Origin of the sequence: Carbonicoccus niuqiaonis (genome assembly GCF_050157065.1) — a bacterium.
Classification (GTDB): domain Bacteria; phylum Actinomycetota; class Actinomycetes; order Propionibacteriales; family Propionibacteriaceae; genus Avipropionibacterium.
In genome coordinates this window covers 2,926,279-2,950,883 of the sequence record NZ_CP189573.1, presented here as the reverse complement: position 1 = coordinate 2,950,883, position 24,605 = coordinate 2,926,279, and the positions used below count along the sequence as shown (strand labels likewise).

Below are 24,605 nucleotides of genomic sequence, written 5' to 3'. Positions count from 1 at the left end.
ATGGAGATTCCGGGGCAGGTGACGGTCGAGGACGCAGCGGTCCTGATCGGTGCGGTGCTGGATCGGGTTGATCATGCCCGGACCTGTCTGGTCTCTCCGGCTGATCTGTTGGAGTCCACGGTCGCGTGGTCGCGGCTGGCGGAGCGGGTGGCGGCGGTGCAGTCCGCGTTGGTGGGGCAGGTGGCTCGGACCGAGGCGTCGATGATCGAGGCCGGGACCCCGGTCCGGTCGTGGTTGCAGGCGACGACCACCATGTCAGCCAAACAGGCGCGGGTGGTGGAGCGGCGGGCCCGACTGGCGGGCCGGTTCACCAAGGTGGCTGCGGCGCATCTGGCCGGGGAGATGACCACCGAAGCAGCCGATGCGGTGCTGGCCGGACTCGCCCAGCTGCCCGATGACCTGACCGGCGAACAGGTCGACCACGGCGAACAACACCTTGTCGATCTGGCGACCGGGGCGCATGGTCAGCCGAGGTTGGATCCGGTCGGGTTGCGTCAATGCGCGAACCGGCTGGTCGAGGTGGTCGCCCCGGAGGTCGCCGACGAAGCGTTGGCGAAACGGCTGGCCCGCGAGGCCGCCCAAGCCGCCCGGGACCGACACCTCACCTGGACCCATGACCATCACGGCAGCGTGTTCTTCAAAGCAAAGCTCCCGGTCGCTGACGCCGAGACCGTGATCGGGGTGATCAACGCGATCACCAACAACGCCACCCGGGCCGCCGACCAGGCCGACCCGGCCGCGCCACCCGTCAGTCTGGGGCAGCGTCGGGCTGATGCGTTCGCCCTGGTGTTCGCCCGCGCCGCCGGCGCCCCGGACACCCCGGCCAGTGGTGGGGTGCCACCCACGGTGCATGTGCAGTTGGACCATGCCGCGCTGCTGGCGGGGTTGGTGCGGGCGAAACTGATCGGCAGTGACACCGACCTGTCCGCCGGCGAGGCGCGCCGGTTGGCGTGTGACGCCCAGCTGATCCCGACCGTGCTCGGCAGCACACGGCCAGGTCCACGGCCAGGTCCTCGATGTGGGCCGGTCGGTCCGGCTCGTCCCACCAAGGTTGCGGGCATTGTTGATCGCCCGGGACGGTGGGTGCGCGTTCCCCGGCTGTGACCGCACCCCGGCCGATTGCGATGCCCACCACATCGACCCGTGGTGGAACCACGGGCCCACTGATCTGGCGAACCTGGTGTTGTTGTGCAGGCATCATCACGGACTGGTCGAACCCCACCCCGGCTGGCCCGACGGCGCGCAATGGGAGGTCCGGATCAACCCTGCCGATGGGCGGCCCGAGTTCCTCCCACCCACCCGACTCGACCCGAAACGACGACCCAAACGCCACACCCGCCACACCAAGATCACCATCACCCCGCCCACCGGCCCCGACGGTGGTGCAGCCACCCCGCATGCCGGCAGCGAACCCCAAACCGGCACCACGGACAGGCAAGGGCCCTGAGGTGCGCGGAATGATCATGGCCTGAATTCGGACCCGAGGTGATTGCTCTGAGGGCGTCTCGACAAGCTCGACCAGTGTGTCGGGAAGTCGGATGATCGTGCGGTCACGTTGCCCACGCTCTACGAGGGTGTGTCTCGATGAGCTCGGCGGGCGTGCGGGTGTGTCTGGATGAGCTCGATGGGCGTGCGGGTGTGTCTCGATGAGCTCGGCGGGCGTACGGGTGCGGATCGACAGGCTGGCCGGACGTGGCTTCTCGAGTGGGCGTCACTCGCCGTTTGCCCATGCCCTGACGTGGGTTCGCGAGTGGGTGACACTCGCCGTTTGCCCATGCCCTGATGATCTGACGTGAGCTGGCGGGATCTCGAGGCTCCTGGTGTATTGGGACGTCAGGTCCACCTCCTGAGACATTCCTGCTCAACGGTCGCCTTACGCACATCGCGACCGGCACTCTTCAGGTCTACCGGTGCCCCAACGGAACGTGGTGCCGACGTACGTCGTGAGATCCCCCAGTTCCCTCACGGCGAAGGATGATGGCAATGAAGCGACGCTCCTTCCTCGTGGGCACGACGGGTGCGGCCCTGGCGGCCGGCCTTGCCGGGTGGGCCGTAACCCCGCAGCAGTTCGCGGCAGCCGCACCGAGTGCCGAGCCGACGTCAGGGACACCAGTGGTCCGGACCCGGACCGACCTGGTCGCGGTCGCCGAGACGGTGTCGGGGATCACGCTCGACGGCACGTTGGCCGACCCGCAGTGGGGTTCACCGCACTGGCAGGCTCTCACCACGCTGTACGACCTCGACCAGGTGCCGGGGATCGACGTCCACGTGGTGCACGACGCCACGACGCTGTACGTCGGTGTCCGGGTGGGTGGTGACGCGGCCGCAACGGTGAGCCACGTGTCGCTGCTGATCCGCCCCGGCGCGGGGGAGCAGTACCGATCGTTGTCGGTCGAGCTGCGGACGATCACGCCGCGGATCAGCTTCACCTCCTGGGGTGGCGACCACGTACGTCTCAGCTCGTCCGACTACACGAAGGCGTCCAGGATCAACAGTGACGACGTGACGTGCGAGGTTGCGATTCCCCTTGTCGCGTTGGGCATCACCGGCTCGCCGACGGGCCGGGAGATCGGCGTCAACGTGGTGGTCGACCACGACTGGATGACCAAGCCGACCGCCACGTCCACGCCCACCCGCAACGGTGACAACACCTACACCGGCGGGGCCGGCGGGCCTGCGTACACCGACGTCGTCGACCAGGACCGGGCCGCGCTGGTCCACCTCGGCAGCATCGCGCCGAACGCCTCGGGCCGAAGCGCTCCCACGGTGGGTGCCCCTGACACGCTCGTGCTGAGCTACGTCGACTTCACCCACAAGGGGTTGACGTTCGACCTGCCCGACGCCGCGGTCGCCGACACCTACACCCTCGACTGGCGCGGTCCCGGCCAGGCATGGACACCGCTGACGGCACCCAAGGTCAAGCCCTCGCGGGCCGGCTTCACCACCACGATCGAGCACCCGGCACCGACCGCGTACGGGCAGTACGAGCTGCGGATCCGCACCATCTCCCGATCGGGGGCGGACAAGGTGATCATCGCCACCTTCGACCGTGAGGACCTGATCATCGCCGGCGACCAGCTGCCGGCCAATCAGCCGCAACCCCCACGTGGCAACGGATCGGTCACTCCGGCACCCGCTTCACCCGAGGTGACGACACTGCTCGGACTGATTCCCGACCGGACCGGATTCATCTTCTGTGGCGTGCCGGAGAACCCGGCCCTCCACCCGTCGGGCACCTACACCTGGTCGGCGGATCGTCCCGACAAGATCATCGCCCGCGCCACCGGGACCGCCTACCCGAACGACAGCTATCCCGAGGACAAGGAGCTGACCGTCACCAACCGGCTCGGGGAGACGGTCTCCTACCCGTACCACGAGGACGCGACGGGCAAGCGCTACTTCCTGACCGCACACCTGTGGGACTTCCAGCGCGATCACGTGCTGGGCCAACTGGTCCCCGTCGCCACCCGGGATCCGCTCGGGGCTGCGCGGCTGCTCCACCGGTTCGCCGAAATGTTCCAGGGCTGGGTGCCGTCGAACGACTACCCCTGGCTCAACCGGCCGGTGGACCCGGCCTCGACGCCGCGCAACTTCTACTGGGGCGGCCTCGGCTGGTACCGGTGGTCGATCGCCGTGCTGGGTCCGATGGAGGACATAGCCGAAGCCCTCGCCATCGTCGAGCAGACCGACGCCCTCGACGTACTGGGTGCCGAACTCGGCGTCGATGCCCGTTCCTTGATCATCGACGACATGATCGAACCGTCGGTCGAATGGTTCCGCACCTTCACCCGGCGCTACACGAACTACGACTACCCGAGCTACCTCGGGCTGGCGTCGCTGGGGGCCGGACTGGGCGACTCCCGCTACATGCACGAAGCCATCGAATGGGCCAAGGAGTTCATCCGCCGTGGCTTCCTGTTCGACGGGTTCTGGAAGGAGACGACGCTGTCGTACCACACCCAGTCCTACAACGGCCTGTTCCAGGTGGCCGGGGCACTGGAGGGGTGGAGCGACGCCGAGGGGTACGAGTCACCTCGCTCCGGGCAGCGGGTTGATGATCTTGACCTGCTCGGTGACATCGCGGTGCTGGGCGCCTCCCACCGGATCCCCAACGTGCTGGCCTATCCCGACAGCAAGCTGTTCCCGATGGCCGACACCTGGGCGGCCTCCACCGCACCCCAGCCCGAAGGCGGCGGATCGGTGCTGTTCGGCGCCGCCGGAGTGGCCCGGCTGTCGCGCGGTCCGGTCCCGACCAGTGGCTACTTCGGCACCCAGCTGACGTTCCCCGAGATGGAGATCACCGCCCAGACAGCGGCAGCGAAGGTGTTCCCGGCCAGCGGCACGGTGCAGTTCGAGGCGGCTGCGGCGGGGGAGTCGATCACGTTCGCGTTCGACGTCGCCGACGCCGACAGCTACGACCTGGACCTGCAGGTGTTCCACGCCGGTTCGTACGGCCGGTACGAGATCAGCGTCGACGAGGCGGTGGTCGGCGAACACGACTTCCACGGCACCGGAGGGGTCCAGGACTTCTACACCGTGGGGCGGCTCCAACTGTCGGCCGGTCGGCACACGATCGGGTTCCGTGGGCTGGGTCGCAATGCTGACTCCACCGGTTACAAGCTCGGTCTGGTCAACCTGTCCCTGTTGGACGAGGCGGCTCGGACCGCGCGCGACACCGCCGAGCCACCGGAGCTGGCCAATCCGTCCCAGGCGTACCTGCAGTTCACCCCGAAGTACGGCCACAACCACTGGGACCCGCTCGACCTGTCGCTGTATGCCGAAGGCCAGGAACTGTTGCCCGACCTGGGTTACTCGCACACCCGGTACCGGCAATGGTCGGTCTGCACGCTGGCCCACAACACCGTCACCGTCGACTCGTCGAACCTGGTGTCGGCCAGCGGTCGTGACGGCGGCTCGGTCGAGGTGTTCGACACCGCCGACGAGTCTGTGCAGGTGGTACGCAGTGAGTTCGCCGACGCGTACCCCCAAACCAGCCGCTACCAGCGCGAGGTGTGGTCGATCGAGCATCCCGGCACCGACCGGCACGAGGGCTACGTACTCGACCTGTTCCGGGTGGTCGGGGGTGGGCGGCACGAGTTCTCGCTGAACGGTGACGCCAACCGGGACGCCACCATGACGACCACGGCCACCCTCACCGATCACGGTCCGTACCTGCTCCCGCCGGGGGTGACGGTCACCGAACCGGAGACCGAGACCGAGACCGGTGACGCGGAGGGCCACTACTACGGCTACCTGTTCGTCCGTGACGTGAAGAAGGCGGCACTCACCGGCGGGGCGTACGACATCACGTTGAGCACCACCGTCGACGGAGCCGCCGCCTCCGGGGCGCACATCCTCGGGCTCGCCGGCGCCAACAGTGAGTTGTTCCTGGGGACGGCCCCGTCGTTCCGCGCCACCCGGTTGTACGGGACCAGTGGCGACACCAACGACGAGGTCGTGAAGTGGTGGATGCCGAAGCTCGTCGTACGGCGCGACGGCACCGACCTGCGCAGCGACTTCGTGACCATGATCGAACCACTCGCCGCCGGCGCGACCGCACGGATCCAGTCCGTCGAATCCGTTGCCCACAACGGAACCGCCGATGACCTGGCGGTCAAGGTGACCCACGCCGACGGCACCGTCGACCTGATCATCTCGTCGCTGGACGACCAGGGCAGCATCACCGCCGAGGGCGTCACCGTGACCGGCAAGCTCGGCTTCGTCCGACTGGTCGACGGGAGCGCCTCCCAGCTCCACCTGGTCGGTGGGTCCGAACTCACCGCTCCGGGCGGCAGCCTCACCGGGACGGGCGCGGCGACGGGCACCCTGACCGCAACCCGGCGCAAGTTCAACAACGACCCGGTCGACGCGCTGGTCACCGCGGCCACCGTGCCGGACTGGGTGGTCGGACACACCGTCGTGGTCACCCACCCCGACGGCAAGACCCACGGCTACCCGGTCAAGGCCGTCACCGCCTCGGGTGGGGAGACCATGATCGAACTGGACGCCGTCGACCCCGGCTTCAGCATCGCTGCGGACCAGACGTCGACGATGGACTTCACGCCGTACACCAAGTGGTCGGGCCCGACCACCTTCCGGGTGGAGAACTCGGTCTCCGGGTGATGGTCGCCGCGGGACGACCACCTGCAGCCGCACCACCGGGACGACACGTCAGCGCAGGCGCCTGACGGCGGGCGACCCGGCCCGGAGGTCGGCGCAGACGCCCGACGGCGGGCGACCCGGCCCGGAGCGGCTGGACCGTCAGTCGTCTCGTGCCGCCCGAGGATCGAGTCGTCCGAGGATGGCCTGGTTGATCGCGGCCAGCTGGGCGACCTGTTCGTCGGTGAGTGCGTCGATCACGTACTGCCGGACCGTCTCGACGTGACCGGGCGCTGCCGCGACGACGAGTTCCCAGCCGGCGTCGGTGAGGCGGGCATTGGTCGCCCGGGCGTCGTCGGGGCACGGGTGGCGCGCCACCAGGCCGCGGTCCTCGAGCCTGCGTACGACGTGGGAGAGGCGTGGCAGCGTGGCTGAGGTGCGGCCGGCGAGGGTGGTCATCCGCAGCGTCCGCTCGGGCGACTCGCTCAGCATCGACAGCACCATGTACTCGAAGTGGGTGACCCCGGAATCCCTGCGCAGCTGGGAGTCCAGCGCGTTCGGCAGTTGGTTGATCACCCCGACCATCGCAAGCCAGGCCGTCTGCTGCCGTTCGTCCAACCATCTCGTGGTCATGCGCCCACCCTTCCGCTGCTCATGCCCCCAGTGTGCCACAAACAGTTGACGCGACAATTATCGAGGAGTACAGTGATGCTTGTAGCAACAACCAACCACGACCTGGAGGTACGGACATGACCAACATCACCATCATCGGAACCGGCAACATGGGCAACGCGATCGCCGGCATCGCAACCCGGGGCGGCCACAACGTCGAGTTCATCGGCCACGACGACACCGACAAGCAGGTGACCGGCGACGTCGTCGTGCTCGCCGTCCCGTACCCCGCGCTCGCCGAGATCGCACAGACCCGTGGCGAGCAGCTCGCGGGCAAGGTCGTCGTCGACATCACCAACCCGCTCAACTTCGAGACCTTCGACTCGCTCGTCGTGCCCGCCGACGGCTCCGCCGCCGCCGAACTCGCCGCGCAACTCCCGCAGTCGAAGGTGCTCAAGGCGTTCAACACCAACTTCGCCGCCACCCTCGCCGGGGGTGCGGTGGGGGAGAGCGAGACCACCACCGTGCTGATCGCCGGTGATGATCCTGCGGCGAAGAACGCCTTGGCCGAGGTCGTCGTGTCCGGCGGCGTCAAGGCCATCGACGCCGGTTCGCTGCGCCGGGCCCGTGAGCTCGAGTCGCTCGGCTTCCTGCAGCTGACCCTGGCCGCCGGCGAGAAGTTGCCGTGGACCGGAGGCTTCGCCGTCGTCGCCTGACCACCGACCGTCACCCGGCCAGCCGTGGCACCGAGGCGCTGCCGCACCCGCCCAGGAGTGGGTGCGGCAGGATGGTCCCATGAGGATCCCACCGCTGCTCGTGTCATCGCTGGCCGTCACGGCGACCGCCGTCTCGGGATCGGTCGCCACCGACCCCGACTCCGACTGGTACCGCGATCTGGACAAGCCGGACTGGCAGCCGCCGGGTGTCGCCTTCCCGGTGGTGTGGACGGCCCTGTACGCGACCGTCGCCGGAGCGACGGCCAAGGCGTACGAAAACCTGCCGCCGGAGCAGCGGGCCCGCTACGTACGCGAGGTGATGGTCAACCTCACCCTGAACGCCGGTTGGAGCTGGCTGTTCTTCCGCTCCCACAACCTGCCGCTCGCGGCACTGGGGGCCGCGGCCCTGGCGATCAGCACGATCCGACTCGCCGTGCGCTCCGGCAAGGCCGACAGGGCGGCCGGGGCGTGGCTGGTGCCGTACGCCCTGTGGACCTGCTTCGCCACCGTGTTGAGCACCGACATCCTGCTCCGCAATCCGGACGAGGTGTGAGCCGCCAAGGGCAGGTACAACGCGACAACTGGAGCGGGTGACGAGAATCGAACTCGCACCACCAGTTTGGAAGACTGGGGCTCTACCATTGAGCTACACCCGCGCGACCGGCCGTCTCCGCCCGATCGGCGTCCAGTGTAGCGATGGAAGCGAGCAATCGCCCAGCTGACACCCGGGATGATCACCCCGAGGCCGAATCCGGCACGGAGATGCGGTGCCGGTGGCGTACACTCCCTGATGCGCGGGTGGCCGCGTGTCCGGGGCGTGGCGTAGTGGCTAGCGCGCCTGCTTTGGGAGCAGGAGATCGCAGGTTCGAGTCCTGTCGCCCCGACCGATTTCCCGACGATGAGGAGCCGAAGACAGCGCGACTGCTTCGTGTTCGCCCAAACGACGTCCGACACATGTCTCCCGATCGAAGTCCGGTGTCCATCCCGTCAGGCCAGGGCTGACCGAAACGCGGCGATTTCCGGGCGATCGCCGCGTCGCCGGGCGATGAGGCAGAAATCGCCGCGTTTCGGACCCGGAAGTCCCCGGTGCCTGCCGCGCCAACATGGGGACGACTCGCGTCGAGGGGTTTTCGTCGATTAGCATGACTCGTCGCGTACGTCCATCGTGCGTGCATGCGTCGGTACGGCCGTACCGAACGTCCACCCGCCAAGGCGGCCTGGCCGCCAGCGTCGATCCAGGAGCGTCATCCCTTGCCGAGCACTGTCGAGCAGCTGAGCCCGTCCCGGGTGAAGATCACCATCGAGGTTCCGTTCAGCGAGCTTCAACCGAGCCTTGACAAGGCGTACCAGAGCGTGGCGCAGCAGGTCACCATCCCCGGCTTCCGCAAGGGCAAGGTGCCGCCGATGGTCATCGACCAGCGTGTCGGCCGCGGCACGATCCTGCAGGAAGCGATCAACGAGGCGCTGCCGCAGTTCTACGGTGCGGCCATCGAGGAGCACAAGCTCAACCCGCTGGGCCAGCCCGAGGTCGAGGTCACCAAGCTGGAGGACCGCGAGCGCGTCGAGTTCACCGCCGAGGTGGACGTCCGCCCCGAGTTCGACCTCCCCGACTTCTCCGCCGTCACCGCCGAGGTGCCCGCGATCGAGGTGACCGACGACGACGTGGCCGAGCAGCTGGAGCAGCTGCGGCAGCGGTTCGGCTCGGTCAACCCGGTCGAGCGTGCGGCCGGCGACGGTGACGTCGTCACGATCAGCCTGACTGCTCGCAAGGACGGCCAGGACATCGAGGACGCGACCGCCGAGGACGTGCAGTACACGATCGGCGCGGGCGGCATGCTCGACGGGTTGGACGAGGCCGTCACCGGCATGTCCGCCGGCGAGTCCACCACCTTCGACTCGACGCTGGTCGGCGGTGCGAGCCGGGGCGAGGAGGTCGAGGTCGCGGTGACGGTCAGCGCCGTCGCCGAGCGTGACCTGCCCGAGGCCGACGACGACTTCGCCCAGCTGGCGTCGGAGTTCGACACGATCGACGAGCTGCGCGAGCAGATCCGCGTCCAGCTGGAGAACCGGGAGCGTCTCGAGCAGGCCGGCCTGGCCCGCGACAACGTCCTGGAGAACGCGATTTCCACCCTCGACATCGAGGTGCCGGAGAAGATCCGCGAAGAGGAGCTCGAGGCCCGCAAGGCGCAGATCGAGAACCAGCTCAACCAGGCCGGGATGGACCTGGAGGAGTACCTGTCGCAGTCCGAGGAGGCCGAGACCCCCGAGGAGTTCTGGGCCGACGTGGAGAAGCGCTCCCGTGACGCGCTGACTGCGCAGATGGTGCTCGACCAGTACGCCGAGCAGAACGAGGTCCCGGTCGACCAGAACGACCTGACCCAGCACATCATGCGGATCGCGCAGCAGCAGCAGTCCAGCCCCGAGCAGGTCGCGCAGCACATGATGGAGCACAACCACCTGCCCGAGTACATGACCGAGATCCGGCGTGGCAAGGCGTTGGCGGCCATCGTCGACGCGGCCACCATCACCGACTCCAACGGTGCCGTGGTCGACCTGAGCACCCTGCAGTCCGACGGTTCGCTGGCCGCCGAGCCGGATGCGGCCGACGAGCCGGATGCGGCCGACGAGGACGGCGAGGACGACGACCTGTCCGCCGAGTCGCCGGATTCGCCCGAGTCGCCGGATTCGCCCGAGTCGCCGGATTCCCCGGATTCCCCGGCCTCGCCGTCGTCGGCCACCGACGAGTCCGACAAGGCCTGAGGTCCGCCTCCGGGAGACACCTGCAACATCCAGCTCCGGCCGGTTCCCCGTACGTTCACGCGTACGTGGGTGCCGGCCGGAACTGCGCCCACAGCGAACAGACCCCCGTCCTCGACCGGTTCGTCACCTCTCGCTAGTAAGTTCGTAGGCGTGAGCGAACACCGTGCAACCGAGCGTCCCGGTGAATTCAGGGCGGCAGTCAGGACCGGCGGGATGGGTCTGGACGACAACGTCTACCAGTCCCTGCTGGCGAACCGGATCATCTTCCTCGGCTCCGAGGTCAAGGACGAGAACGCGAATGCGATCTGCGCCCAGATGCTGCTGCTGAACGCCGAGGACTCCGACAAGGACATCTACCTCTACATCAACTCGCCCGGTGGGTCGATCGACTCCGGGATGGCGATCTACGACACCATGCAGTGGATCTCCAACGACGTCGCGACGGTCGGGATGGGGCTGGCCGCGTCGATGGGCCAGTTCCTGCTGAGCGCCGGCACCAAGGGCAAGCGGTTCGCCCTGCCGCACAGCCGCATCATGATGCACCAGCCCTCGGGCGGTCTCGGTGGCACCGCCTCCGACATCCGGATCCAGGCGGAGCAGTCCCTTCACATCAAGCGGCAGATGGCGACGCTGATCGCCGAGCACACCGGCCAGACGGTGGAGCAGATCGAGGCCGACTCCGACCGTGACCGGTGGTTCACCGCCGAGCAGGCACTCGAGTACGGCTTCATCGACCATGTCCACACCAGCGCGAGCCAGATCAGCGACAGCGTCGACGCGCCCAACCAGTGACCGCCGGTTCCGTACCAGTGAAGGAAAGCCACATGAACGCCAACCTGCTGCACCCGGTCCCGACCGGTGCGCCCGCGCTCAGCCCGTCGATGGACTACTACATCCCGCAGTGGGAGGAGCGCACCTCCTACGGCATGCGCCGGGTCGACCCGTACACCAAGTTGTTCGAGGAGCGCATCATCTTCCTCGGCACCCCGATCAGTGACGAGATCGCCAACGCGGTGATGGCCCAGTTGCTCTGCCTGCAGTCGATGGACGCCGATCGGCAGATCGAGATCTACATCAACTCGCCCGGTGGCTCGTTCACCGCGCTGACCGCGATCTACGACACCATGCAGTACATCAAACCCGACGTGCAGACGGTGTGCCTCGGTCAGGCCGCCTCGGCTGCCGCGGTGCTGTTGGCCGCCGGTGCCAAGGGCAAGCGGCTCGCCCTGCCCAACAGCCGGATCCTGATCCACCAGCCGGCCACCGAGGGTGGGTACGGGCAGTCGTCCGACCTGGAGATCCAGGCCAAGGAGATCCTGCGGATCCGTTCCCTGATGGAGAACATGCTGGCCTCCGACACCGGGCAGAGTGTCGAGCAGGTGAGCAAGGACATCGAGCGTGACAAGTACCTGACGGCCGAGGAGGCCAAGGAGTACGGGATCATCGACGGCATCCTGACCTCGCTGAAGGACGCGCCGACGTCATGACCACCACATCCCAGCCCAGCGGGGCCGTACCCGTGATCGGGGTGCTGCCGGTGTTCCAACACCCGGTGACAAATCCCGTTTCGTTGCGTCCCCGCCGGGCTAGGGTGGGTACTCACCACGTGAGGAGGGACGGCCATGGCACGCATCGGTGAGAGTGGCGACCTGTTGAAGTGTTCGTTCTGCGGAAAGAGCCAGAAGCAGGTCAAGAAGCTGATCGCCGGCCCGGGCGTCTACATCTGCGACGAGTGCATCGAGCTGTGCAACGAGATCATCGAAGAGGAGTTCTCCGAGTCGGCCGACATCGGCCTGGTCGAGGAACTGCCCAAGCCGATGGCGATCCGGGAGTTCCTCGACACGTACGTGATCGGGCAGGACGCCGCCAAGCGAGCGCTTTCGGTCGCGGTCTACAACCACTACAAGCGGGTCCGCGCGCAGGCCAGCGCCCCGTCGGGTCGACGTGCCGCCGAGGACGAGGGCGTCGAGCTGAGCAAGGCCAACATCCTGCTCGTCGGGCCGACCGGCTGTGGCAAGACCTACCTCGCCCAGACGCTGGCCAAGATGTTGAACGTTCCGTTCGCCATCGCTGATGCGACCGCGCTCACCGAGGCCGGCTACGTCGGTGAGGACGTGGAGAACATCCTGCTCAAGCTGATCCAGGCCGCCGACTTCGACGTGAAGAAGGCCGAGACCGGGATCATCTACATCGACGAGATCGACAAGGTCGCCCGCAAGAGCGAGAACCCGTCGATCACCCGCGACGTGTCCGGCGAGGGCGTGCAGCAGGCGCTGCTGAAGATCCTCGAGGGGACCTCGGCGTCGGTGCCGCCGCAGGGTGGGCGCAAGCACCCGCACCAGGACTTCATCCAGATCGACACCACCAACGTGCTGTTCATCGTCGGCGGCGCGTTCGCCGGGCTGGAGCAGATCATCGACAGCCGCGTCGGGAAGCGCCCGCTGGGCTTCAACAACGACGTCGAGTCGCGCAAGGAGAAGTCGACCGACCCGTTCGCCGACGTCCGCCCCGAGGACCTGACCAAGTTCGGCCTGATCCCCGAGTTCGTCGGCCGGCTACCCATGATCAGCTCGGTGACCCCGCTCGACCGGGAGTCGCTGATCCGGATCCTCGAGGAACCGAAGAACGCGCTGATGAAGCAGTACCGCAAGCTCTTCGAGCTGGACGGCGTCGACCTCGAGTTCAGCCCGGAGGCGATCGAGGCGGTCGCCGACCTCGCCCTGGAACGCGGCACCGGCGCCCGTGGCCTGCGCGCCATCTTGGAGGAGGTGCTCCTCGGGGTGATGTACGAGGTGCCGTCGTCCGAGGACATCGGCCAGGTCGTGATCACCGAGGAGGTGGTCCGCGCCAACGCCGTACCGACACTGGTGCCTCGGGCCAAGCTCGCCAAGCGGGAGCGTCGCGACAAGTCCGCCTGAGGACGACCGGTGGCGACGCTGGCCGCCGTACGATCTGGTCGGGGCGTCAGGCCTGGGACAGCCCGAGTCCTGTGAGGTCGGCGAAGCCACCGGTGCGCTCCTGCTCGTACAACCGCCAGATCACCCGCAGCGACTGCAGACTGCGAGCGCCGTCGGTGTCGGGGCGTGCTCCGGTTTCCACGCAGTCCAGGAAGTGTCCGAGCTCAGCGTGGACGAACTTGTGCCGCGGCTCGGTCTGCAGCAGTACTTCGGGCTCAGCCATGTCGCAGTTCGACCCGGTCAGAATCCCTTCGCGAGGCCGCAGCATGAGGGTGCCGTTGGTGAGGTGGACGGTGTGCACGCCGTGCGGATCACACCGGTTCGCCACGTCGGTCCCGAAGTAGTGGCCGATCCGGCCACCGGAGAACTCGAGCAGGGCATGGCTGGTCGTCTCGCCCTCGACGTGCCAGGGCGTGCCGTGGTCGGTGCCGACGTGCGTGCCCCGTACGGGATCGCCGAGAATCCACAGCAGCAGGTCGATGTAGTGGCAGCCGTGGCTGAACAGGCTGCCGCCACCGCGGCTCGCCTTGGAACCCCGCCAGTGGCCCTCGGGGATGACGAGGTACTGCTGGGTCTGCAGGCTCGCGTGGACAGGCTCTCCCCAGCGGCCCGAGTCGATCTCCTGCTTGAGGCGCACGAAGAGCGGGTGGTGGCGCAGTGGGTAGCCGACCATCAGCACCCGGTCGGCCTCCGCAGCAGCCTGCACCAGGGACAGGCCTTCGGCCTCCGTCATCGCCAGCGGCTTCTCGAGGAACACGTGCTTGCCCGCGGCGATCGCGTCGGCTGCGATCGGGTGGTGGAACTGGTGGGGAGTGGCGATCGTGATCGCGTCGACATGGTCCAGTAGCTCACGGTGGTCGGTGACGACTGTGGTGGCGCCGACGATGGCGGCGACCTCGACGGCCTTGTCGCGATCAGGATCCGCGACTGCGACCACGTCGACACGGTCAGACAAGACGTGCAGTGCCTCGGCATGCCGGTGTCCGAAGACCCCGCACCCGACCAGGCCGATCCGTACTCGCGGTTGGTTCATGATCACTCCAGTTCGACGGTGACGGGTTGCCCGCCGGCGGCGATGGATGCATCGATCGCGAAGCAGGTCGCCATGGAACGCCAGGTGTCGGCGATCGAGGCATGGGACGGGGTCTGGGAGTCGAGGCAGTCGAGGAAGTGGCTGATCTCGGCGCGGAAGGGGTGGTGGGCGACGTCGCCGCTGGTGGGGGAGACGGTGTCGAAGCTGACCCAGTCCGGCACTCCGGGCAGGCGGGTCGCCGAGTGCAGCCGGTTCTCCTGGATCGAACCCTGGGTGCCGACCAGCTTGATCGGGAACGTGTACGGGGTGTCACCGTCGAGGACGGCGCTCACCGTGCCTACGGCACCATTGGCGAAGCGCAGTGATGCAGTGACCACCGGGTCGAACGCGAACGGCTGGCCGCCACGAGCCGGGGCGCCGAAGGCAGACACCTCCGCGACGTCACCGACGAGGAACCGCAACATGTCGACGGCATGGCAGCCACCGCTGACGAACGCGGTGACCCCCATCTCGTGGCCGTAGCGCCAGTCGTGGTGCGAGTCGGCCCGGGGCCGTACCGGATGCCAGTAACCCGACTCGGCGAACACGAGGTCGCCCAGGAACCCGTCGTCGATCAGGCGTTTGGTGGTCGTCACCTGCGGGTTCCACCGCAGCACGAAGCTTGTCGTGCTCTGCACCCCCGCCGCGGCCACCGCATCCCGGATGGCACGCACCTCGGCCAGTGACAGGGCCACCGGCTTCTCGATCACCACGTGCTTGCCAGCCGCGGCCGCGGCACACAACTGGTCGGCTCGACCCTCGGGCGGCGTGCACGACACGACGACGTCGACCGCGTCGTCGGCCAGCAGTTCGTCGAGCGAGGCGTACCTGCGAGCGTCGACACCGTGCTCGGCCAACAGGGCGACGCCCCGTTCCGGGGTACGGGTCAGGATCCCGGTGATGTGGGACCGGGGATCCTCGGCCAAGGCGCGGACGTACTCGGCGGCCACCCAGCCGGCCCCGATCAGGGCAACACCGTAGCGCCGGTTCGTGGGTCGTACCGCTCTGCTCGGCGTGCCTGCGGAGACGTTGTCGTTGCCCGTCATGAACTCACCCCCGCACCGCGCCAGCGATGCCCTCGACGAAATAGCGTTGTAGGAACAGGAAGACCACGATGATCGGGAGGACGGCGATCACGCCGCCGGCAGCCAACCCCGTCCAGTCGATCGCGTTCTCCCCGAAGAACGCGTACATGCCGACACCGAGCGTGCGCAGGTCAGGGGCGCCGAGGGTGAACACGAGCGGGATGAGGAACGCATTCCAGGCGTTGAGGAAGTTGAACAGGAAGTTCGTTGCCGCGACGGGCTTGCTCAGCGGCAACATGATCCGCCAGAAGATGCGCCAGTGCCCGGCGCCGTCCATCATCGCGGCCTCCTCCAGCTCCCTCGGCAGGTTGGCGAAGTAGCCGGTGAACAGCAGGATCGCCACGATGTGTGCTGGCCCTGCTTCGGCCAGGATCACGCCGAACAGGGTGTTGTTGAGACCGATGGCGTTGATCAGGATGTACGTCGGCAGGATGGTGTAACCCTTGGGCAGGAACATCGTGGCCACGAGGATGCCGATGATCACCTTCTTGCCGGGCATGCTGCCACGCCCCAGGGCATACCCGGCGAGGCTGGACACGAGGACCACAAGGGTGGCCACCGCGAGGGACACCAACAAGGTGTTGACGGTGTACTGGCCGAACTTGGCCGACACCCACGCCCGCTCGTAGTTGTCCCACGACGGTTCGCTCGGGATCAGGGTCAAGATGCTGGTGAACATCTCCCGGGTGTTCTTGAACGAGGTCGACAGCATCCAGATGAACGGGTAGACCCAGGCCAGGCACACCACGACGAGAATGATGTGGACCGGGATCCGGCGGAGATCGTGCTTGCTCATCGGGTGGCCTCCGCTCGCTGGGTACGGCGTCGGCGAGCCAGTCGGGAGAGTCGTCGGACAGCGGGAGGCAACACCGTCACCAGCATCACCGCCACGCCGAACACGATGCCGACGGCCGAGGCGTAGCCGAAGCGCGGCAGCCCGTCAGGGTTGAACGCGTACCGGTAGATGTAGGTCTGCACGATGTCGGTCGCACCGTTCGGACCACCCTCGGTCATCACCTGCACCAGGTCGAACGCGTTCATGCTGGTCACGAAGGTCAGCAGCAGGATCACCGCCGCCAACGGGGCGAGCAACGGCACGATGACCCGGGTCAGGATCTGGAAGCGGTTGGCACCGTCGATGCGGGCCGCCTCGATCAGTTCCTCCGGCACGGTCTGCAGTGCGGCGAGCCAATAGATGATGGTGACCCCGATGCCCTTCCACATGTCGATCACCAGCACCGTGGGCAGGGCCAGTCGATCACTGCCCAGAAAGTTGATCGGCGTGCCACCGAGGTTGAGCACCACCTCGTTGAGCGGTCCGCCGGACGGGTCGAGCAACACCGCGAACACGACGCCCACCACGGCGGTGGTGGTGACGACAGGCAGGAAGAACATCGCCCGGTAGGCGTTGCGACCTCGGAGGAACTTGTCGTTGAGCACCATCGCGATGAGCAACGCCAGCGGCAGCTGCACGAAGACGGCGAACAGCGCAAAGATGGCGGTGTTGCGTGCGGCGCGCCAGAACTGCGGGTCCGCGAACGCCTCGGTGAAGTTGGCGAGCCCGACGAAGTCGGTGAGCGGGCCGAATCCGGTCCAGTCGAACACCGCGTACGCCCAACTCGCGATCATCGGCCAGGCGGTGAACGCGCAGTACAGCACCACCATGGGCGTGATGAAGGCGAAGTGCCAGCGATGGTCACGGATCCGCTTGCCGAGGTTTCCGCGGGCGGTTCGGGGTGTCTCGACGTCGGGGCCCCCGACGGGGGCGTGCGCGACGGTCATTCATCTCCTCAGGAACGTGGGGTACCGAATGTCGGTGGCCGACCGAGTGGCCAACAGGTCGGCGTGGGCTGCTTCGGTGGTCAGCGCTCGAAGTAGTCGGTCATCGGGTCCCAGTCGGGGAACGTGAAGTCCTCCATCGTGACACCGTCGTGCTGTGGCAGCAGGGTCTCGATCGACGCTGTCAGCTCCTCGTCGTACGCAGCCGCCGCGGCCGCGTAGTCGGTGCCCTTGGTGACCGCTTCGAAGAAGATGTCGGCGGGCTTCGTCTTGGGCCCCTTCGCGATCAGGTCGGCGTAGAAGGTGCCGGCCTCGGGCTTGGTGATGTCGGGTTGCGGACGTGCGCGAACGATGTCGTCGGCGATCTCGCGAAGTCGGACGACGTCCGGGTCGACCTCCACTCCCTCGTACACCTCCTCGATCAGCGACATCTGCTTCAGCTCGACGAAGGCCGGTTGCTGGAACTCCTTCGAGGCAAAGAAGTCGAGCACCTGCCAGGCGGCCTCCCGTTCGGTGCAGGTGGTGCTCATCATCCAGAACGGTGCCGCGTCGACCGGTCCGATCGATCCCTTGCGGCCGTCGTCGGGGTCCGGCGGTGCCGCGAGCACCAGCGGCAGGTCGGGGTTGGCGTTGCGCAACTGGAAGGTGTGGAACAGCGGGAAGGTGTACATGGCGAGTCGGCCGGCCGCCATCTGTTGGATGGCCTGGGTCGCGTCCCAGGTCTCCCAGCCCGGCGTCAGGGCACCGGCTCGGTGCAGTTCCTGCCAAAACTCGATGGTCTGGACGAGACTGGGTTCGGCCATCGCCGGCTTGCCGTTGCGCAGATCGAGCAGGGGCTGACCGTAAGCGCGCCAACCTTGTGGACCCGCGAGGGCAGCCATGGTCAGGTGGGTGGGAGTGCTGCCGACGATGGCGCCGCCGTACGCCCGGCCACCGTTGTCGGCGGTGATCTTCTGGGTCGCCTCGGCGAACTCGCTCCAGGTCTTCGGCGGTTCGGAGTACCCGGCCGCGGTGAGCAACTCCTCATTGCAGTAGAGGACGCGGATCGCCTCGACGAACGGATCGGGCCGGGGGACCGCCACCGGCTTGCCGTCGCGGTACAGCGGGCTCTGCTCGGGGTCGTACACCCAGCTCGGGAAGCGCGAGGTGAACTCGTCGGTGATGAACTCGTCCAGCGGGGCGACCCAGCCCTTGGGATGGGCGTCGTTCAGCCGGGCGCCGTTGCCGACCCGGAACACGTCAGGGGCGTCGCTGCCGCCGGTGAAGGCCAGCTGCAGGGCGTTCCCGTACTGCGCCGGCGGGAAGAACTGCAACTCCACCTCGACGTCGGGGTGCTCCTTGGCGAAGACGTCGGCGAAGATCTTCTTCTGGAAGGCCTCGTCGTCGGGGCCCTCCGGCACGGTCCAGACGCGGATCTTGGCTGCGCTGCCCCCACCCGTACCGCCCGAGCCGCCGGCCTGGGGCTGGCAGGCGGCGAGCAGGCCGCCGCCGAGTGCAGCGGCCGAGCCGGCGGCCAGCAGTCGGCGCCGACTCAAGCCGGGTCGATCGGCGGTGCCGTTCGAGTCCTTCGGGCTGTCGTCGGATGTCACGTGATCGGTCATGGTGGTCTCCCTCGTCCCCTGCAGCGTGATGCTGGCGTGACACATTATGTGGAAAACGGGTCGACGTCTGTCAATGGGTAGCCACAGGATGACACGGCTTCGGTGCCGTTTCGTGACCTCTTATGCATAATCGGCCGGGATGTCATACTGGCCCCGTGACTGACCTTGTCGAACGCCTGGAGCCACGGACCACGGGGTCGTCGGTGGCCGGCACCATCCACGAGACCTTGCGCGACGCCATCGCCTCGGGGCGACTGCCAGCGGGCTACCGGCTGCGGGAGATCCCGCTGTCCAAGCACTTCGACTGCTCGACGACACCAGTTCGGGAGGCCCTGCGGCAGCTCGAGCGGGAAGGGTTGGCCAAGATTCATCCGCGGCGGGGCGCCCAGGTGGCCGGTTTCACCCTGGTCGAGGTCGCCGACCTCTATGAACTGCGGTTGCTGCTCGAGCCGTACGCGGCGCGGCGTGCCGCCGAGCGCGCGCTTGCCCGGGCAGACCTGGTCGAGCTCCGCAGGTTGGTGGGCGGTCACCGCAAGGCACTGTCCGAGGGCGGGCAGCAGTCTCCGATGGGAGCCAGCTTCCACCATGCCCTCACCGAACTGTCGGGCAACTCCGCGCTGGCCTCGACGGTGAATCAGGTCACCCGCCAGATCGAAGCGGTGCAGGCGCGATCGGGCGCGCTGACCACGGATCCGCAGGGCCAACGCGAAACGGTCAGAATGCACCGGGAGATCGTGCAGGCGATCTCGGACCACGACGGTGACGCCGCCGAGCGGCTGATGCGTGATCACCTCGAATGGGCGAAGGGCCTCGTGCTGGGGTCCATCGACAGCACGAAGCACTGACCGACCGATGCCTCATCCACTGAACGGAGTCCAGAAACCCATGACGAACTACGCCGACCTCGGCATCAGGCCCATCGTGAACGCGGCGGGCCGCTACACCGCGTTCGGAGGCTCGGTAATGGCGCCGGAGGTGGTCTCCGCCATGGTGGAGGCGGCCTCGTGCCACGTGTCCATCCCGGCCCTGCACGAGGCGGCCGGGGCGCGACTCGCCGAGCTGACGAACAACGATGCCGCCTACGTGACGACGGGGGCCGGAGCCGGGATCGTTTTGGCCGTGCTGGCCGCCGCCACCGGTGATGACCCGGAGTTGATCATCCGACATGCCGAAGGGCGGGCACTGCCCGCAGAGGTGATCGTGCAGCGGGCCCACGCGATTCCTTACCTGCCGGCGATTCGCCTCGCGGGGGCAACCGTCGTCGAGGCGGGGGTGCGCCTGGGGGCGACCGCCGCCGCCGATCTTGCTGCCGCGACCACTGACCGTACGGTGGCGATCTTCCACGTCGCCGGTGGCCACCTCGCTCCCGGTGCACTGCCCCTGCCAGAGGTCGTCGCGTACGGCCGGCAGCGAGGCATCCCCGTGATCGTCGACGCCGCGGCCCAGTTGCCGCCGGTGTCCAACCTGTGGGCCTTCACCCGCGATGCCGGCGCCGACCTCGCACTCTTCTCCGGCGGCAAGGACCTGCTCGGTCCCCAGGCGAGTGGTCTGGTCGTCGGCCGGGCCGACCTGATCGAGGCGATGCGCCTCCACGGGAGCCCCAACCAGCGGTTGGCCCGGGCCCTGAAGACGGGCAAGGAGGAGATCATGGGGTTGCTGGCCGCGGTCGAGCGCTACGTGGCGCTCGACCACGATGCGCGCGCTCGACGATGGGACGACATTCTGCAGAACTGGGCCGACGGCCTCGCCGACCTCCCCGGAGTCCGGATGACCCGATCGGAGGAGAACGAGGCAGGACAGGAACTTCCGCGGTTGATCATGCAGTGGCGGTCGGGGCCGGCTCCGACTGAGCTGGTGGCCCACCTCGCCGGACAGGATCCTGCGGTCGGAATCGTCAAGGCGGGCCCCATGGCAGTGGGGCTGACCCCCGAGATCGTGACCGATGACGAGGTCGCGGTGGTTGTCGCCGCGGTCCGTCGGGCCTGGGCCGAGCTGTACTGAGCTGAAGCGCGGTTGGTGGGGTTTTCGCCGCTGGCGTGAGCCTATTGACAACCGGACCAAGCAGGCTCAGTCTTATGCATAATGTGTCTTTCATCAGGAGGCGGACATGGGTGTCGGCGGGGATGATCAAGTGGCCAGGACCGGGTTGAGTCGGCGAGGCCTGCTGCGACTGGGCGGCATGGGCGCCGGCCTCGCGGCGGTGTCCTCAGTGGTGGGGGCGTGCTCGAGTGCGGGGACGGCGGGCACGCCGAACGCCACCACGGTGAAGTTCTGGACCGTGGCCGACGGCCCGGAGGACTCGGCCTTCCAGGAGCGGATGTACGAACAGTTCAACGATGCCCACCCGGACGTGCGCATCGAGCTGACGATGTTCCCGGCCGCGCAGTACGGGAACGCACTGCAGTTGGCGTTCACCGGCGGCGAGGACGTGCCCGACGTGTTCCGTGCCGGCACGGGCGCGACGATCAACGACGTGTTCGAGAAGGAGTGGGCGGCGCCGCTCGACGAGTTCCTCACCGATGACTTCACCCGTCGGTTCCCCGACTTCTGCTACGTCGACACCGAGCGCAGTCCGCTGTATCGCGGCGGCCATGCACTCACGGTTCCGCGGTCGGATCCCTTCGTGCACGGGCAACGGCCGATGTACTGCAACGCCGACATTCTCGAACAGGCCGGTGCCTCCGAGCCGCCGAAGACTTGGAGCGAGTTCGCCGAACTGGCGGCCAAGATCACCACCGACGGGGGCGGCAAGGTCTTCGGGACCAGCGTGGTCGCGGACACGCCCCAGCACTGGGTGATGCAGTGCCTGGCCGGGCCGCAGCCCTACCAGTCGTACGGACAGCCTCCGATCAACCTGATCGACGGCACGCCGATGATGAGCCACCCGTCCATGATCGACACCGTCGAGTTCTGGCGGAAACTCGTCCAAGATCAGGTACTGACCCCCGGCTGGGAGTCGTGGAAGGCCGAACAGGCGATCCAGCACATGGCGGGCGGCCGGTTGGGCATGTACTTCTTCCCGTTGTTCCACGCCAACGAACTGAAGAAGGCCAACCCCGACCTCAACCTGGTGCTGGCACCGCCGCCGACTCCCGACAGTGGGCGCAAGGGATCGTTGGCCCAGTTGTCGGATGTGGCGCAGTGGTTCATGAGTTCGACCTGCCAGGTGAAGGAGGCCGCCTGGCAGGTGTTGGACTTCCTCGGTTCGGTGGAGTACCAGCGCGGCGCCTTCCAAGAACTCGGCCAGGACTCCATCCTGCCGGGTGTGTACGAGGGTCTGGAGCTCGACCCCATCTCACAACAGAAGCGGGCGATGGCCGAGGAGCTGGTCAGGAACCGTCCCGAGCCCATCTTCCGCGAGCCGGGATTCCCTGCGTTCTACGCCGAGCTGGGATCGAAGGGACCGAAGCCGCAACCACGCCAAGTGTGGTTCGCCGCCATGACCAGCGGTGGCTATGCGGCCGCCGCAGAGCAGTACGACACCGAGCTGGCGAAGACGATGGACACGCTGCTCGAGAAGCACGAGCTCACCGCCGAGGCGTTCACCTTCGCAGACTGGAACCCGTTGGAGGACTACGAACAGACGTCGTGAGGCGCTGTCACCAAGGCTGGTCCTGGGTGCTCACCGAAACCACGTGAGCCGCGGTTGGCTGCCTGTCGAACTGGTCCTTTACAGCGAGACAGATTCTACATAATGTGGATTCCACCGGCCTGGCTGCACAGCCCTCGTCGAGGAGTTGATCATGGTCGATCACGCGCACACCACCAGTCCGCCACCAGCCTCAGCCGGCGCTCAACAGGCTCCACACGTCAGTCGACGAGCAGCGCTGCGGCTGACCGGTGCCGTCGGAGCAACCGTGCTGAGTGGCGGTCTGGCGGCGTGGGCGGCCCCCGCGATGGCTGCGCCAGCCCCCACCCGGCGGCGGGTCCCGGCCCCCTGGCGTGGCCTGGTGGCCGGGGGGAGCGACCTGCCCGCCTGGTTCGAGCTGAGTCGGGTGCCGGCGCACCTGCACCTCGGGGCCCGTACCTGGTGGAACAGTCCGCAACCTGGTCGAGACGAGCTGTTCGCGAACGCCGGTGCCGCGATGAAGGAGTTGGGCGCGACGGCGTACGTCCGATTCGTCAAGCAGCCCGACTGTGACCCGTGGTGGCCCAGTGCGGCACCACTCGGACCGGACGGCGAGCGCCTCTTCGACGAGGATCGGTGGAACTACTGGACCAACAACAACAATCCGAACGGCTGGGGTCGCAAGTGGGTCCCCGCCGGGACCGACCTGCCAGCCCTGATGGGCGCCGAGGCGGCGGCCCAGAACATGTCGGTGATCGGCTACTACTCCTACGAGTACGACCGCCGCGTGGCCGCCGAGCATCCCGAGTGGGTGGCTCGCGTCCCCGACGGTGAATTCAACGACGTGGCCTACCGCGGGGTCCTCGGCACGGTCATCGACTTCACCACCCCGTTCCGCGAGATCGTGCTGCAACGACTGCTGGAGTTGGCCGAACGCGGCCTGCACGGCGTCTACTTCGACCGCCAGCTGTTCCCGCCGTGGGATTCCTTCAGCGACTGGTCAGTCGCCGAGTACGAGCGCACGACAGGTCGGGCGGCACCGATGGCGCATGCGCCGAGCGGCAGCGAGTACATCGACTGGTTCAGCCAGGACTCCTATCACCCCGACTACCTGCACTGGGTGGTGTGGAAACGGGAGCAGATCGCCGACACCTTGGCGTACTGGCGCGCGGCCGTGCGGGAGACGTACCCCGACTTCGTCTTCATCGCGAGTGTCACCCACCTGCCCGCCCTGACCCGGCCCGACACGTCAACCCGGTGGGCCGAGGTCATCGACTCCGTGAAGGGGGAGACCGAACTCGCCACGCACAATTTCCTCCGCAACTTCGTGTTCGAGCACAACCCGGATCTGGCGGTTCCGGAGGCCCACGAGCTGATGGGCCTGGGGTGGACGGTGGTTCGGGATGCCTCGGCCGGACGTCCAGCGTTCATCTGGAGTGGCACGTCGCTACCGAACGTCGCCCACACCCTCGGCTGGGCCGGCACTGTGCTGGCGTACGGCAACATCGCCGACGTCGAGGTGTACGACTTCTGGCAGACCGCGGACCCGATGGATCCTGCTCGGCCGTTCACCCCGGAGTCGGCCATGCGGGAGGCCTTCGCGCTGGGACAGAAGCTCGGTCCGGTGCTCGCGGGCACCCGACCGGTCAGGTTCGCTGCCCTCCACTTCAGCGAGCGTGCCCGTGACGCTCGGCTCACCGCCGCCAGCGGCACTCGGAAGGCCTGGACGGAGCAACTGTGGCCACTGGTCGCTGCCTTCTCGGTGCTCCGGAGTGACGGCGTCCCGGTCCACCTGGTCAACGACCGACAGCTGACCGACGAAGGGTTGGCGGGGTTCCGGTTGCTCTTCCTGCCCGACGAGGACGACCTGACCGACGATGAGCAGGCGGTGGTGCAACGCTTCCGCGCCAGCGGTGGCCAGGTGGTCGTCAATGAGTGGGACCACCATGATCCGGAGCAGACCGAGGTTGCGGCGGCAGCCCTCCGAGCTGCGGTCGAACCGGCGGTTGCCACGTCCCCGGTCCGGGTCACCGGCGGTCCCGAAGCCCGACATCAGGGGTTCCTCGCTGCGCCGCCGGAGGGGACGAAGCGACGGATCGTCGTGCCGATCAGCAACGACTTCACCTGGATCCAGGTGCGCGCGATCGGCGAAACCGGACCCATCAACGAGCCAGCACCGCCCGCGACCGGCGTGCGAGTGGAGTGGGACGTCAAGTTGGCCGGCGCCCGGGCCGTGGAGGCGGTGTCAGGCCAGCAACTCCCGGTGACGATGGGCTCCGACGGCCGAGCCAGCGTGACCGTGCCGCCGTTCGACCACCTCGCCGTCGTCGTCCTCGGAACCGACGACAGAGCCTGA

At 67.7% G+C, this 24,605-nt stretch carries 19 protein-coding genes and 2 tRNA genes; 14 read left to right on the top strand and 7 right to left on the bottom strand.

Translation table 11 applies throughout. The features are described 5' to 3' along the window. The 3 genes from ACQBAU_RS13505 to ACQBAU_RS13495 all read left to right on the top strand — a co-directional run bounded on the left by ACQBAU_RS13505 (position 1) and on the right by ACQBAU_RS13495 (position 6,123). Entirely contained in the window at positions 1-1,104 is a 1,104-nt protein-coding gene (locus tag ACQBAU_RS13505; RefSeq protein ID WP_465259368.1) for a DUF222 domain-containing protein, read from the top strand. Continuing rightward, a complete protein-coding gene (locus ACQBAU_RS13500) occupies positions 1,019-1,447 on the top strand; it encodes an HNH endonuclease signature motif containing protein (protein WP_465259367.1) in 429 nt (142 codons plus the stop codon). The genes ACQBAU_RS13505 and ACQBAU_RS13500 overlap by 86 nt, the downstream gene beginning before the upstream one ends. Before the next feature lie 536 nt (positions 1,448-1,983). Next, the gene (locus ACQBAU_RS13495) at positions 1,984-6,123 is read left to right on the top strand and encodes a heparinase II/III domain-containing protein (RefSeq protein WP_465256780.1); all 4,140 of its coding nucleotides are present in this window, start codon (positions 1,984-1,986) and stop codon (positions 6,121-6,123) included. A gap of 138 nt (positions 6,124-6,261) precedes the next feature. Here the strand turns inward: ACQBAU_RS13495 and ACQBAU_RS13490 are convergent, their stop codons facing one another. Beyond that, complete coding sequence (locus tag ACQBAU_RS13490; RefSeq protein ID WP_434551119.1) at positions 6,262-6,732, bottom strand: MarR family winged helix-turn-helix transcriptional regulator; 471 nt, start codon at positions 6,730-6,732, stop codon at positions 6,262-6,264. Positions 6,733-6,848: 116 nt separating this feature from the next. On the opposite strand from ACQBAU_RS13490, the gene ACQBAU_RS13485 reads away from it, so the two are divergent. Both ACQBAU_RS13485 and ACQBAU_RS13480 read left to right on the top strand, forming a co-directional pair. Next, positions 6,849-7,427, top strand: a complete 579-nt coding sequence (locus tag ACQBAU_RS13485; RefSeq protein ID WP_465256781.1) for an NADPH-dependent F420 reductase — start codon at positions 6,849-6,851, stop codon at positions 7,425-7,427. Between the two features lie 79 nt (positions 7,428-7,506). Continuing rightward, positions 7,507-7,980 (top strand): TspO/MBR family protein, encoded by a 474-nt coding sequence (locus ACQBAU_RS13480; RefSeq protein ID WP_465256782.1) that lies wholly within the window; start codon positions 7,507-7,509, stop codon positions 7,978-7,980. Between the two features lie 29 nt (positions 7,981-8,009). Here the strand turns inward: ACQBAU_RS13480 and ACQBAU_RS13475 are convergent. Then, positions 8,010-8,083, bottom strand: a tRNA-Gly gene (locus ACQBAU_RS13475). A 155-nt stretch (positions 8,084-8,238) separates the two neighbouring features. Between ACQBAU_RS13475 and ACQBAU_RS13470 the strand changes: the two genes are divergently transcribed. The 5 genes from ACQBAU_RS13470 (at position 8,239) to clpX (ending at position 13,105) form a co-directional block, all read left to right on the top strand. Further along, a tRNA-Pro gene (locus tag ACQBAU_RS13470) sits at positions 8,239-8,311 on the top strand. 367 nt (positions 8,312-8,678) lie between these two features. Beyond that, positions 8,679-10,187: a trigger factor gene (gene tig, locus ACQBAU_RS13465; protein ID WP_465256783.1), complete on the top strand. Its 1,509-nt coding sequence runs from the start codon at positions 8,679-8,681 to the stop codon at positions 10,185-10,187. Between the two features lie 213 nt (positions 10,188-10,400). Beyond that, positions 10,401-10,979 (top strand): ATP-dependent Clp protease proteolytic subunit, encoded by a 579-nt coding sequence (locus tag ACQBAU_RS13460; protein WP_465256784.1) that lies wholly within the window; start codon positions 10,401-10,403, stop codon positions 10,977-10,979. Positions 10,980-11,011: 32 nt separating this feature from the next. Further along, a complete protein-coding gene (locus tag ACQBAU_RS13455; protein ID WP_465256785.1) occupies positions 11,012-11,674 on the top strand; it encodes an ATP-dependent Clp protease proteolytic subunit in 663 nt (220 codons plus the stop codon). A gap of 135 nt (positions 11,675-11,809) precedes the next feature. Further along, positions 11,810-13,105, top strand: a complete 1,296-nt coding sequence (gene clpX, locus ACQBAU_RS13450) for an ATP-dependent Clp protease ATP-binding subunit ClpX (RefSeq protein ID WP_465256786.1) — start codon at positions 11,810-11,812, stop codon at positions 13,103-13,105. 46 nt (positions 13,106-13,151) lie between these two features. On the opposite strand, the gene ACQBAU_RS13445 is transcribed toward clpX, so the two are convergent. The 5 genes from ACQBAU_RS13445 to ACQBAU_RS13425 all read right to left on the bottom strand — a co-directional run bounded on the left by ACQBAU_RS13445 (position 13,152) and on the right by ACQBAU_RS13425 (position 18,681). Further along, positions 13,152-14,177, bottom strand: coding sequence for a Gfo/Idh/MocA family protein (locus tag ACQBAU_RS13445; protein WP_465256787.1), 1,026 nt, complete (start codon positions 14,175-14,177; stop codon positions 13,152-13,154). A 2-nt stretch (positions 14,178-14,179) separates the two neighbouring features. Further along, on the bottom strand, positions 14,180-15,262 hold the full coding sequence (locus tag ACQBAU_RS13440; RefSeq protein WP_465256788.1) for a Gfo/Idh/MocA family protein: 1,083 nt from the start codon (positions 15,260-15,262) through the stop codon (positions 14,180-14,182). A 4-nt stretch (positions 15,263-15,266) separates the two neighbouring features. Beyond that, positions 15,267-16,097 carry a carbohydrate ABC transporter permease gene (locus tag ACQBAU_RS13435; protein ID WP_465256789.1) on the bottom strand — a complete coding sequence of 277 codons (831 nt, stop codon included), beginning with the start codon at positions 16,095-16,097 and terminating at the stop codon, positions 15,267-15,269. Next, the gene (locus ACQBAU_RS13430) at positions 16,094-17,083 is read right to left on the bottom strand and encodes a carbohydrate ABC transporter permease (protein WP_465256790.1); all 990 of its coding nucleotides are present in this window, start codon (positions 17,081-17,083) and stop codon (positions 16,094-16,096) included. The genes ACQBAU_RS13435 and ACQBAU_RS13430 overlap by 4 nt, the downstream gene beginning before the upstream one ends. Before the next feature lie 80 nt (positions 17,084-17,163). After that, positions 17,164-18,681, bottom strand: coding sequence for an ABC transporter substrate-binding protein (locus ACQBAU_RS13425; protein WP_465256791.1), 1,518 nt, complete (start codon positions 18,679-18,681; stop codon positions 17,164-17,166). Between the two features lie 155 nt (positions 18,682-18,836). Here ACQBAU_RS13425 and ACQBAU_RS13420 point away from each other — a divergent pair, with 155 nt between their 5' ends. The 4 genes from ACQBAU_RS13420 to ACQBAU_RS13405 all read left to right on the top strand — a co-directional run bounded on the left by ACQBAU_RS13420 (position 18,837) and on the right by ACQBAU_RS13405 (position 24,605). Beyond that, positions 18,837-19,526: a GntR family transcriptional regulator gene (locus ACQBAU_RS13420; RefSeq protein ID WP_465256792.1), complete on the top strand. Its 690-nt coding sequence runs from the start codon at positions 18,837-18,839 to the stop codon at positions 19,524-19,526. Positions 19,527-19,566: 40 nt separating this feature from the next. Continuing rightward, on the top strand, positions 19,567-20,682 hold the full coding sequence (locus ACQBAU_RS13415; protein ID WP_465256793.1) for an aminotransferase class V-fold PLP-dependent enzyme: 1,116 nt from the start codon (positions 19,567-19,569) through the stop codon (positions 20,680-20,682). Positions 20,683-20,788: 106 nt separating this feature from the next. After that, positions 20,789-22,273: an ABC transporter substrate-binding protein gene (locus ACQBAU_RS13410; protein WP_465256794.1), complete on the top strand. Its 1,485-nt coding sequence runs from the start codon at positions 20,789-20,791 to the stop codon at positions 22,271-22,273. 151 nt (positions 22,274-22,424) lie between these two features. Continuing rightward, positions 22,425-24,605 carry a hypothetical protein gene (locus tag ACQBAU_RS13405; protein ID WP_465256795.1) on the top strand — a complete coding sequence of 727 codons (2,181 nt, stop codon included), beginning with the start codon at positions 22,425-22,427 and terminating at the stop codon, positions 24,603-24,605.